This is a genomic window from Paenibacillus lactis (genome assembly GCF_017873605.1).
GTDB classification, from domain to species: Bacteria; Bacillota; Bacilli; order Paenibacillales; family Paenibacillaceae; genus Paenibacillus_AQ; species Paenibacillus_AQ lactis.
Genome location: NZ_JAGGKI010000028.1, coordinates 47,486 through 59,125, shown reverse-complemented (window position 1 = coordinate 59,125; position 11,640 = coordinate 47,486). Strand labels below are relative to the sequence as shown.

Annotated in this window: 8 protein-coding genes and 1 pseudogene; 7 read left to right on the top strand and 2 right to left on the bottom strand. The window is 55.0% G+C overall.

The window, feature by feature from the left end; genetic code table 11:
* Positions 1-424: 424 nt before the first annotated feature.
* From acpS to J2Z18_RS28370, 3 genes are read left to right on the top strand one after another with little or no spacing between them, the layout of a single operon-like run.
* A complete protein-coding gene (gene acpS, locus J2Z18_RS28380) occupies positions 425-826 on the top strand; it encodes a holo-ACP synthase (protein WP_028406117.1) in 402 nt (133 codons plus the stop codon).
* A gap of 19 nt (positions 827-845) precedes the next feature.
* Entirely contained in the window at positions 846-2,183 is a 1,338-nt protein-coding gene (mutY, locus tag J2Z18_RS28375; RefSeq protein ID WP_007133069.1) for an A/G-specific adenine glycosylase, read from the top strand.
* A 31-nt stretch (positions 2,184-2,214) separates the two neighbouring features.
* Positions 2,215-3,447: an MFS transporter gene (locus J2Z18_RS28370; RefSeq protein ID WP_007133068.1), complete on the top strand. Its 1,233-nt coding sequence runs from the start codon at positions 2,215-2,217 to the stop codon at positions 3,445-3,447.
* 211 nt (positions 3,448-3,658) lie between these two features.
* Here J2Z18_RS28370 and J2Z18_RS28365 read toward each other — a convergent pair whose 3' ends face one another.
* Complete coding sequence (locus J2Z18_RS28365) at positions 3,659-4,267, bottom strand: superoxide dismutase (protein ID WP_007133067.1); 609 nt, start codon at positions 4,265-4,267, stop codon at positions 3,659-3,661.
* Between the two features lie 284 nt (positions 4,268-4,551).
* Between J2Z18_RS28365 and J2Z18_RS28360 the strand changes: the two genes are divergently transcribed.
* From J2Z18_RS28360 to J2Z18_RS28345, 4 genes and pseudogenes are all read left to right on the top strand, one after another.
* The gene (locus J2Z18_RS28360; protein WP_007133066.1) at positions 4,552-7,125 is read left to right on the top strand and encodes a hypothetical protein; all 2,574 of its coding nucleotides are present in this window, start codon (positions 4,552-4,554) and stop codon (positions 7,123-7,125) included.
* A gap of 36 nt (positions 7,126-7,161) precedes the next feature.
* Positions 7,162-7,854, top strand: a pseudogene (locus tag J2Z18_RS28355) (ABC transporter ATP-binding protein); the annotation flags it as partial.
* A 281-nt stretch (positions 7,855-8,135) separates the two neighbouring features.
* Complete coding sequence (locus J2Z18_RS28350) at positions 8,136-9,464, top strand: ABC transporter permease (RefSeq protein ID WP_007133064.1); 1,329 nt, start codon at positions 8,136-8,138, stop codon at positions 9,462-9,464.
* Positions 9,465-9,500: 36 nt separating this feature from the next.
* The gene (locus tag J2Z18_RS28345) at positions 9,501-10,586 is read left to right on the top strand and encodes an efflux RND transporter periplasmic adaptor subunit (RefSeq protein ID WP_007133063.1); all 1,086 of its coding nucleotides are present in this window, start codon (positions 9,501-9,503) and stop codon (positions 10,584-10,586) included.
* A 146-nt stretch (positions 10,587-10,732) separates the two neighbouring features.
* On the opposite strand, the gene J2Z18_RS28340 is transcribed toward J2Z18_RS28345, so the two are convergent.
* Positions 10,733-11,530, bottom strand: coding sequence for a nucleotidyltransferase domain-containing protein (locus tag J2Z18_RS28340; RefSeq protein ID WP_007133061.1), 798 nt, complete (start codon positions 11,528-11,530; stop codon positions 10,733-10,735).
* Positions 11,531-11,640 lie beyond the last annotated feature (110 nt).

Below are 11,640 nucleotides of genomic sequence, written 5' to 3'. Positions count from 1 at the left end.
TATGTCCCCGGTGCGTTTTGAGCAGTGCTATTACGAGTGTATAGCTTAGCTTAGAGGTGTCTACTTTCTTGACAGAAGAGCATTTGGGGACTTGCAGCGGGCTTGTGGGCCTGAAAAGCCCGAACTAGTCCTTTTTCGGGACTTGCTGCGCAGCCTGGGCCTTTTAGCGCCCAGGGCACTAACTCTCTATTACACTCCCACATTCAATGGGCTGACCCATCAGTAGATGTACTGCTGGGTCAGCCCTGTTTTGTTTACTATCGATCCTAATTTGTGCACCCGGCCTTAAACGCTCGAACGGTAATTTTTTTCAATAAATCATATTGTGCAACGAAAATCTCGCTTTTGGGGTACAAGCACTGATACAATAGTCTGAGGCAGAATAATGGTCGGACTAGAAATCAGAGAAGGGGCGCGAGCGATTGTGATTTATGGTATCGGACATGATGTGCTGGATATGCGGAGAGTGGAAATTTTGATGACCGGCCCGCATAGCGAGAAGTTTGTGGAACGGGTGTTGACCGAAGCAGAGCGGGAGATCGCGCTCCAGAAAGGCGCCAAGCGCACCGAGTTCGTTGCCGGCCGCTTCGCGGCGAAGGAAGCGATATCGAAGTCCTTCGGCTGCGGGATCGGAAGCCTCATCGGCTTCTGGGATATTGAAGTGCTCCCGCATCCGGGCGGGCGGCCGATCGCCAGCCTGTCTCCTGAAGCGTGGAGCCGTCTGTCGATCGGCGATCCAGCCGACTACGCCATCCATTTGACCATTTCCCACCAGCCGGAGCTGGCCTCTGCGTTCGCAGTCGTGGAAAGGATCAGGCAAGGATAACAGAAGGAGATAGACTAGCATGCACACAGAGCGCAATCACGATAGATATTTCAGCAGCGAGCTGCTGGATTGGTATGACGTTAACAAAAGGGATCTGCCTTGGCGAAGATCCCGGGATCCCTATCATATATGGGTATCCGAGATTATGCTGCAGCAGACAAGGGTGGATACGGTGATTCCTTACTTCCACCGGTTTATTGAGCGCTTCCCGACCATCGAGGCGCTGGCGGATGCGCCGGAAGACGACGTGTTGAAATGCTGGGAAGGCCTCGGGTATTATTCTAGAGCCCGCAATCTGCAGAGTGCTGCCAGGCAGATTACGGAGCAGTACGGCGGGGTCATGCCGAGCGGCAAGGAGGAAGTCGCCGGTCTAAAAGGCGTCGGGCCGTATACGGCCGGCGCGATCCGCAGCATTGCGTTCAACATCCCCGCCGCAGCAGTGGACGGGAATGTGATGCGGGTGCTGTCCCGGTATTTTTTAATCGAAGATGACATTATGAAGATAAAAACACGAACCCGGATGGAGGAACTGGTGCTTACGCTCGTTCCGGAGGGGAGGGCTTCGGATTTTACCCAGGCACTAATGGAGCTCGGGGCGCTGATTTGTACGCCGAAATCCCCCAAATGCCTGGTATGTCCGGTAATGGAGCACTGTGCAGGCAGGCTTGAAGGGAAGGAAGAGTCGCTTCCCGTTAAGACGAAGGCAAAGCCTCCGCGTCCCGAGCATCGACTGGCAGCCATCGTGGAAGGAACCGGGGTGCACGAAGGGAAGATCCTGATCCGCAAACGGCCGGCGTCAGGGCTTCTTGCCGGGATGTGGGAGCTTCCGCATATTGAAGTGACTTCCGGTGCGAGCGCGGTATCAACCAAGGGAGCCACGGAGCAGTCCGGTCTGAGCGCGGTATCGACCAAGGGGGGTACGGTGGCATCAGATACGGCTTCCGTTCATTCCAAGGCAGTCGCGGAGCGGTCAGAGGTGACCACGGTGCCTTCGGAGACTGTCATGGTGCCGTCCAATGTAGCGGTGCCTTCTGAGAAGGCCGCGGTCATCCGGCTTACGGATGGCTTGCTTGCGGAAGGGGTTCCGGTACGGCCGATCGGCCATTACATGGATGCCGAGCATACGTTTAGCCATATCCAATGGAAGATGTCCGTCTACCGCTGTGTATGGCAGGAGGAGCCGGAATCACTCAGCGGGCTGCAGGCCGCTGAGAGCGCTGCTGCGTATGAAGCGGGGGAGACGAACGATTTTCGCTGGATCGATGCCGGCGATATGGAGCGATACGCCTTTCCGAACGTGTTCATCCGCATCCTTTCTTCCTATTTCTCCAAGATGGATGGTGCCGGTTCGCGATAGAGGATAAGACGAAATGGAGCTGTGATGCTGCTTGCATAGCTGGAAACATGCATTGTTATATATCGCCGGAATCGGCGTTTCGAACTTGGGGAGTTGGATTTATCTCGTTGCAATCAATTTGCTTGTCTTGAATATGACGGGATCGCCGGCCGCAGTGGCCGGCTTGTTTATCATCCGTCCGCTTGCTACGCTGCTCACCAATTCCTGGGCGGGGAGCATCATCGACCGGGCCAACAAGCGCACGCTGATGATCGTGACGGACGTGATCCGTGGCGGGCTCATCGCCTTGATCCCGTTCATGACGTCGGTGTGGGGGATTTATACGATCATGTTTTTGATCAGTGTGGCGGGCGCCTTCTTCGGGCCAACCTCAATTACGTACGTCACGAAGCTCGTCCCGGCTGAGCAGCGAAAAACCTTTAACGCCTGGTCCAGCTTTGCCTCGTCCGGCGCGGCTCTGCTGGGTCCGGCTATCTCGGGCGTCCTGATCGCATACACGGATATCCGCATCAGCATTATCATTAACGCCGTTTCCTTCTTCCTGTGCGCGCTGGCGATTTATTTCCTGCCGGATGTGGATGCACAAGGGAGCAAGGCCGGCAAACGGGCAGCCATGACCTTGAAGACGCTGGTCCAGGATTGGATTGCCGTGATTGACTTCGGGAAGGCTGCGGCTTATTTTGTGCTCATCTATATCTTGTTCCAATCGGCGATGCTGCTGGGCTTCGCCCTGGACTCGCAGGAAGCGACTTTTATCAAGCAGGTCCTTCAGCTGGGTGACGAGGATTATGGCTTGCTTGTGAGCGTTGCGGGGGCAGGGTACCTCGCAGGCTCCGCCGCGGCATCGTTCACCGTAAAATGGCTTTCGGTCCGCATGCTGATCGGAGCGGGAACGCTGCTGTCGAGTGCCGGCTATTTCGTGTTCTATGCCTCGAACGGATATGCGATGGCGGCAGCGGGATTTGTCATTTTCGGCTTCTTCTCATCGTTTGCGAATGCCGGTTGTATGACGTTTTTTCAAAACCAGGTTCCGATCGATCTCATGGGACGTTTCAGCAGCGTGACACGTTTATTGGAAGGAATCGTGCAGATTTTGCTGACGCTGCTGCTCGGCGTTGCCGCAGATCTTTGGTCCCTGCAGACGGTATGCCTCATCGGTGCCGGTGCGGCATGCGCGGTCTCAATAATCCTGCTTATTGCGGCCTATGTCCCGTCCAAGGCTCTCCACTACGAGTCCCAGCCGTCCGCCGGAGCTTCAAGCTGATCGACCAGGGAGGCAGAGGATCAGCCAATCTGCTTGAACGCACCTCGATAAAAACACTAAAAAAGTGGAGAACAGCTGCTCATTTGTGAGCCCGCCTGTACTCCACTTTTTTTTATATTCAACATAAAGAAGAGCTGCCCCGCAGCAGAATGATCTGCTTGCGAGACAGCTCCTTATTATAATCGGCTTCGCTTAGAGCGAGAACGCTGGATTACTTCGCGCTTTCGTAACGCTTGCCGACTTCTTCCCAGTTTACAACGTTCCAGAATGCGGAGATGTAATCAGGGCGTTTGTTTTGATATTTCAGGTAGTAAGCATGCTCCCAAACGTCAAGGCCGAGGAGAGGCGTTTGACCTTCCATGAGCGGGCTGTCTTGGTTCGGTGTGCTAGTTACGGCCAATTTGCCGTCTTTCACAACGAGCCATGCCCAACCGCTGCCGAAACGGGTTGTAGCTGCTTTCGTGAAGTCTTCCTTGAATTTATCGAAGCCGCCGAGCTCGTTGTTGATCGCTTCAGCCAGAGCGCCGGTAGGCTGTCCGCCGCCGTTTGGTCCGATAACTTCCCAGAACAGGGAGTGGTTAGCATGGCCGCCGCCGTTGTTGCGGACTGCCGTGCGGATGCTTTCAGGAACGGCGTCCAGATTCGAAATCAGCTCTTCAAGGGATTTGTCTTGAAGCTCTGGAGCGCTCTCCAGGGCAGCGTTCAGGTTGGTAACGTACGTGTTATGATGGCGATCGTGATGGATCTCCATCGTTTGTGCGTCGATGTGAGGCTCGAGCGCGTCGTTTGCGTAAGGAAGAGGTGGTAATTGGAATGCCATAAATGAAAACCTCCTGTAAATTAGTTTTTTGGTTATGATCAAGGCCGTCCTTGTTCAGGAAGTCCTTATCATCCGGGCACTGCAGTATGTAACATAGGCTACACTACTTATATTAAACCGTTTGGGGGGATTAAATCAACTTTTATGTTTGAAAAGTCTGAAAGTTCGTTGGAACGGCAGTCCAAACTTTCTCCGCGAATCTATCGTTATTCTAGTATAGCCATCACAATCCGTCGATTGGAATCGATCGGGGGTGCTTGGGCGGAAAGGAGCAGTTTCATAATATGAATAAAAAAAGGTACACAGCGGCAGCCATTCTGCTGGCTGCAACATTGGCGGCCGCGCCGCATGCCGATGCGGCTGCGTCTAAGACGGCGTCATCGCAGGCTGTCGGATCTGCTGCGGCCCAAAGTCCGGCTCTCGACTGGCGTGTGAAGCTTGGCGGCGGCGTCACGGCGACGCTTGAGCAAGCCGACGTATGGCAGCAGAACGGAGACAGCGTGGCCGTATTTACCCTCCAATACAAAAATGGAGGAAAAGCCGCGGCCAGGCTCGTCACGTACTTCCCCAAAGCGGTGCTTCCCGGAGGTTCGGTCAAGGCCGCCAATCCGATATCCAAAGACCTTGCGAAGAAGAAGGTCGAGCCGGGTCAAAGCCTGACCGTAACCTATTACGTCAAGACGGACACCCCTTCCTTGTCTGGCATGAAGCTTGCTATGGACGTATGGAATCCGAAGGTTAAAGGCTATTTGGAGCGTGTCGGGTCATACAGGCTGCCTTCCAATTATTCAGCCGCGGTTGCTTCAGGCGTGAATGCAAAGCTGAGCCTGAGCGGAACTCCGGTTACCGTAAAATCGGAATCGCTGGAGATCATCAAATATGACGGCAAAGTCATCGCCAGGGTAGGCATGTCGATGACGAATAACGGCAGCAGCGCATGGTCGGACCGCGGTTATGACCCGTTCCTGGTCACGAAGAGCGGCAGCTCCTTCCGGCTTCAGCGCGAGGCAGGGCCCGAGGGGACACCGATTCAGCCGAAAGAACGGAAGCTGGTCTATTACATAACAGAAGTTCCAACGTATCTAAAACCGTCGGGCTTGCGTTTTTTATGGACGGAAACCGATGAAGCCTTGAAGCTGAGCCTGCCTGTAGGCTCGTTCCGGCTGCCTGCTGCCACCGCTCCTAAATGGGACGTGCCTGCAGGTGCGGCCAAGTCCCTGACGATTAGCGGCCAGCCTGTCGAAGCGAGAATCCGTCAAGCCACGCTTCGCTCTTCCGGGGACCAGGGGATATGGAATATCGAGATGGCTTTCAAGAACAAGGGGAAGAAAACCGCCAAGATTCCGGCGTATGAGTATGCGATTAAGGCGTCGGAGGGCTCCTATCATCCTTATGCGCCGGGAGATCCGGGGAGCCTGATGCTGACGCTTCGGCCCGGGCAGGAGAAGACCGTAACGATGGAAATCTCCCTGCCGATGGAGCTCAAGCAGGACCGCTTGAAGCTGCAGATGATCGAAGCATCGGGAGATGAGCGCACACCTTCTCCGCCTGCGGGTCAGGAGGAGCCGGGGGGAAGCACAGGCTCGGATGCTCCAAGCAAAGCGAGTCTGCCTTTGGCCTACTTCAGCATACCTTATCAAACGGAACGCCAGTCCTCCATCGGGGTAGAGTATGCGCCCCAGAGTGCCGGCGGGTTTGCTTACACGCTGGAATCCATTCAGCGCCTGCCATGGCAGGATACGGATCTTATTGTAGCCAAACTGCGATTGCGCAATACCCATGAGACGAACGCCCTGCAGCTGCCTGAGCTGAAGGCGGATGTCACCGCGGACGAAAAGACCGTACTCGCAAGTCCCGAGGTCATTGCCGGGGAGCAGGGCTCCTTGATCGCGCCGGGAGCATCCACTGAGGTGTCCGTCCTGGCCAAAATTCCGTACACGAAGGATATCCGCACGCTTCGCTTCAAGCTGTTTGCCCAGCAGGAAAGCGTGAAGACACCTTTCCTTACCCTGACGACGCCGGGACATACGCAGTCGATTGAGCTGCTGGAGAAAGGGAAGCCGTATACCGTCACGACGGCCGGGAAACGGGCAGAAGCGCAGGAGAGACGGACGCTGATTTACGAAGGAGCGGATTCGGATATCATTTATTCCGAACTGACGCTGACCAGCGGGGAGGCGCGCCGGGTACAAGCGGCTTTGCTGAAAGGATATTTCCAAGGTACGGACGGGAAAATTTACGAGGCCGATACCGTGCAGCCGGAAACGCCAATTCAGCCGGGAGGCAAACAATCGGTCGTATTCTGGGCCAGAGTGCCGAAGGGGACGGCCGGAAGCCTGGGACTTGCCTTGGGCACTGCGATGTCCGGGGGCAAGCTTGCCGAGCCGGGCAAAGACGTGAGCGGCGTCCTCGGCGTGAAGAAGATGCAGCTGAATCCGGTTCGTCCGGCCGCAAGCTCCAATCTGACGGGGCTCGACTGGTATCCGTACAGCATTTCCGTGACGAAAGCGATGGGGCATTTGCAGGAGGGCAGCTCGAGCATCTCCATGAATGTGACGGTGGACGTGAAGCGAAGCGACAGCATTACCGCTGCGGATGCCGGCCACAAGCTGATTTTGACGATCAAGGACACCCTGGGACAGACGCAGGAGCGCATCCTTACGCCGGGGACGGATATCCAGGTTCCGGGCACGAGGACGCTTTCGTTTGAAATGACGGATGAGCAGTACAAAAAATTGAAAGGCGGATGGTTTACCCTGACGCTCGCGGACGAATTCCAGAATGAACGGATCACCCTCGGCACTCAAAGCTACAATGTGACGTTCTATCCGAATGTTGTGGAGCCGCCGGAAGAGTAAGAGGGAAACCAAGGACCAGGGAGAGGAAAGGCGAACATGTTGCGTTTGGAAAATGTATCGCACAGCTTCAAAAACGGCAGCGAGGTATTAAAGGTGCTTCATAATATCGAGTTCGAGGTCAAGGAAGGCGAGATGATCGCCCTTCTTGGCAGCTCGGGCTCGGGCAAATCCACGCTGCTGAACCTGATGGCCGGGCTCATGAAGCCGACGGAGGGCCATATTTATATCGCCGGCCAGGATATCGTCAAATATAGCGAGAACAAGCTTGCCGTCTTTCGGCGGAAGCATATCGGATTTATATTTCAAGCCTATGAATTGATCCCTACGCTGACGGTGCGGGAGAATGTAGAGCTTCCGCTCGTCTTTCAATCCGTCCCGAGATCGAAGCGTCGCAAGAAAGCGATGGAGCTTCTGGAGATTACGGGGATCGGCGATAAAGCCGAAATGTATCCTTCCCAGCTCTCGGGAGGGCAGCAGCAGCGGGTCAGCATCGCGCGGTCGCTGATCACGGAGCCTTCCGTTATTTTTGCGGATGAGCCGACCGGCAACCTCGACACCAAGACGGAAGAGGAGATTCTTCGCATCATGATGACGCTCAACCAATCGATGAACACGACGTTCGTTATCGTCACGCATGAAATGGAAGTGGCGGCTCAAATGAAGAAAACGATCATGCTTCGCGACGGCTACCTCGTCACCCCGGGGGAAGGATCGGGACCGGAAGCGCCGCGTCAGCCTGAAGTCATTGCACTGGCTGCTTGCGAGGAGCCAGTTGTGCATAAGCCAGAAGTCGTTGCACCCGCAGCTAGCGAGGAGCCAGCCATGCATTCGCCTGAAGTCATCGCACCCGCGGTTACCGAGGAGCCCGGGGCGCGTCAGCCTGAAGTCGTCGTACCTGCAGCTTCCGAGGAACCCGCAGCTCCCGAGCCGGCAGATGCTGCCCAAGAGCTGCAAGCCGTCCCGTCCGGGCCGGAGAAGGCAGGTGACGAAAGCTGAAATTTGTAGACAGTATGCGGCTTGCCTGGGGCCAGATCAAGCGCCGCAAAGTGGTGACGGCCCTGTGCATGACCGGGATATCGATCGGATGTGCGGCGATCATTGTAGCGATCAGCATCGGAAACGGCGCCCAAAGCTACCTGGAGAAGGAGATCATAGGCGGCTTGAAGCTGGATGAGATTACGGTAACCCCTCAAGGCTCGGGCGGCTCTTCGGATGGAGGCAGCGGGCCTGGCGCGGAGCGGGGGCTATTGACCGATGACAAGGTTCGAGTGATTGAGGGCTTTCATCATGTGAAGTCGGTCATTGCCGCCAAGCAGATGGGGTACTTCCGGTTCCTCTCTTCCGATAATTTGGTTCATGACGGCATCAATATCATGGCCGTTGATTTGACGAAGCTTAAGGAGCAGGGCAACCGTTTCGCGCAGGGCGGGCCGCTGGATCAGATGGGTGCGGTGGTGCTCAACTATGGCGCAACGTCAGGCTGGAAGGATGCCGAGACCAGCGAAAGATTGATGAACATGATGAACAGCGATCCCAACAATCCGAAAATATGGGAAGAGTTATATATGTACGACAGCGCCATTACGGATATGATGGGCAAGAGCATCCAGCCCGAGCGGATGGAAGGCGAACAGAAAGCGCTCGGCCCGCGCCTTTATATCGGGGGCGTGCTCGATGTTCCGAAGGGGCAGAATGCCGAGTTTGCCATCTACGACCGCCAGGCCTATGTATCGTTCGAAACGGCGGATTGGCTGAATGACACCTTGAATTCCAATAATGGAGCCGCCATGAAACAGCGGACGTACGATACGTTAACGGTCAAGGTGGATGATCTTCAGCACATCCAGCAGCTGGAGGAGCTCATATCGAAGCTGGCCTTGAATGCCAGCGACAACTTGGCCGCGCGCGATCAGATCGCTTCCCAGCTGAATACCTTCAAAGCGATTGCGCTCGGCGTCGGCGTCTTCATTCTGCTGCTGGCGTCCATATCGATCATTGTGGCCATGACCATGTCGACGCATCAGCGCCGCCGGCAAATCGGCATCATGAAGGTTCTCGGGGCGAATTCGGGTCAGATCCGCGTCATGTTCATCGTTGAAGCGAGCCTGCTAGGTTTCCTTGGCGGCTTGCTCGGTATCGTATTCGCTTATTTTATCGTTAATGGGCTGAATTCGTTCATTACGGCTTCCGCGGGCATGGCGGGGCTGCAGATTGAGGTGACCCCAAATACGCTGCCGATCGGCATCGCATTCGCTGTGACGACGGGGATTTTTTCAGGGATTTATCCGGCGATCAGCGCCGCCAGAACCAATGCGCTGCTCGCGATCAAGCGGGATTAGGAGACTACCGGATCGGAAAGGACGCTAATATACGGTATGAAAAAAATAATAAAATGGTTGGTTATTGCAGCGGTCATCGGCTTGGTCGGCTATTGGGGATACGGACAGGTAAAGCCTAAGGAAGCGCCGATACCCATGATGGAAGAGCCGCAGGTGATTTCATTTCCTGTCACCGAGGAGACGATCGTGACCACTGTGCAGGTCAAGGGTACCTCGGAATATGGAAAGGAAACGAATGTATACGCCCCTTTTGAGGCGAAGGTGGAATCTTGGAACGTTGCGAACGGGCAGCAGATCAAGAAAGGCGATACGCTGTTCAGTCTAGAGCAGAAGACCATTCACCAGCAGCTACAGCAGAAGGAGGCCGAGCGGAAGAAGCGGAAGCTGGAGCAGGAGCTGAAGGAGTTCACGCTCAATCAGGATTTGGACAATGCCCCGGTTGGAGCGACGGAAGCAGAGCGCCTGAAGCTGCTGGCCGATCAGGAAACCGCCAAGCTGAGCAGTGAGCTGGACGGGGTCAACGAGATGATCGAGGCTCAGACGATCGCAGAATTGAATGAGCGTCTGAAGCAATCGATATACCGGGCGCCGTCGGCGGGCATTTTTCTATTCGACAATTCGCAGAAGCAGCCGCAGTCGGTGACGGCCAATCAATATATCGGCAAAATCGTTGATCTGAACTCGCTTCGGTTCGCTGCCTATGTCGGGGAGAGCGAGGTGTTCAGCATTAAGCCGGGGATGGAGGTTGAAGTGAAAATGCCTTCCATTAAGGACATGAAGCTGAAGGGAAAAGTGGAAGAGGTGGCCAAATTCGCGGAGACGACTTCCCAGGAAAAGCAGACATCCCAGACGCCGCAATTCAAAGTGATCATCTCCCTGCCAAAAAACGACCGTTTGATCGGCGGACTGACCTTGACCGGAGACATCGTTACCGAACGCAAAGAGAAGGCGGTTGTCGTGCCGAAGCTGGCTGTTATGACCGAAGGCGACATCTCTTATGTGATGGTCGATAAGGGCGGCGGTCATATTGAACGGCAGGATATCGAGACGGGCATGCAGACGCTGGATAAAATCGAGGTGCTGTCCGGACTGAAGCCGGGGGATACCGTGGTTCTTCAATAGGAAGAAAGACCGACTATTCATAGCAGGAAGAGCAGCAGGCGGGCGAAGAGATGATTCGCATGTGCGGCTTCTTCCACACATACCAGGAGGCTGCTCCAGGTCTAATGACCTTTGGGACAGCCTCCTCGCGTTTTTCTATTTATGCATTAACTATTTTTGATTATCGTGTCATAAATATGCTCCAAATAAGAAATAGAGATCTGCTCGGCTTCTGATCTGGCTATGAAGGTATCCGAGGCTGGCCGCAAGCGTTGGTACATGCGGATCGTGGTTTTCAACGCATGGTAGCAGCTGTTGGCGTCATGAACAGGAAGGGTTCGCTTAAGCTCCTCCAGTTCGCTCTCTGCATGCTCCTCCAGCCTTCGGACCCCTCTGGGCAAATGTCCCTCTTGCATTAGGATCAATGGGCCTAATACCGTGCCGCGAATAAAGGTGATCAGGTCGATGGCCTCAAAGATCTCCCCTCTCCCCAGCTTTGCGGCGCCGTAATGGATCCATACCCAGAAGCGATCCTCCATCCATTGCGGATCGGGAGTTGGATACGAGGGGGAGGTCGCTTGAAGGATCGAGCTGATCTCTCCCGTTCGCTCCCATATGATGAGCGGATTCTCAATCCGCGTTGTAAGCTCCGCCGAGGTGATGAATTTGAGATCGACATGGAGCGGCTGCGGGCCATATAAGCAGATAACCAAGCGGGGTTCGCCGACATGCTCTCCAGTAAAGGCCGATAGCAAGTGGCCTAGCCCTTCTGCAATTTGAATCCGTTCCTCCATGATTGAACTAAGGTAAGCAGCGTCATACACGATAACGAGGTCCAAATCGCTGTATTCATCCATCGTTCCCGTCATCATGGACCCGCCAGCAAGCAGACCCAGCAGTCGATGGTCTTGGCTGAGCTTCGCCTTGGCTTGTTCCAGGAATTGTTCGTGTAAAGGCAATTGCATTGAAACCACTCCTTAAAATAAGACCCATTCCTCAAAATGGGTATTACGCCAATCTACCACCCTCCAGGCCGGACTGTCAATTATATCCTTCAAAACAAGGAGATTCAATT

Bases quoted from the DNA above. Each gene is read 5' to 3' on its own strand.
- J2Z18_RS28350 (WP_007133064.1), top strand. From the start codon at position 8,136: ATGCGGCTTGCCTGGGGCCAGATCAAGCGCCGCAAAGTGGTGACGGCC.
- J2Z18_RS28365 (WP_007133067.1), bottom strand. From the start codon at position 4,267: ATGGCATTCCAATTACCACCTCTTCCTTACGCAAACGACGCGCTCGAG.
- mutY (WP_007133069.1), top strand. From the start codon at position 846: ATGCACACAGAGCGCAATCACGATAGATATTTCAGCAGCGAGCTGCTG.
- J2Z18_RS28360 (WP_007133066.1), top strand. From the start codon at position 4,552: ATGAATAAAAAAAGGTACACAGCGGCAGCCATTCTGCTGGCTGCAACA.
- J2Z18_RS28345 (WP_007133063.1), top strand. From the start codon at position 9,501: ATGAAAAAAATAATAAAATGGTTGGTTATTGCAGCGGTCATCGGCTTG.
- J2Z18_RS28340 (WP_007133061.1), bottom strand. From the start codon at position 11,530: ATGCAATTGCCTTTACACGAACAATTCCTGGAACAAGCCAAGGCGAAG.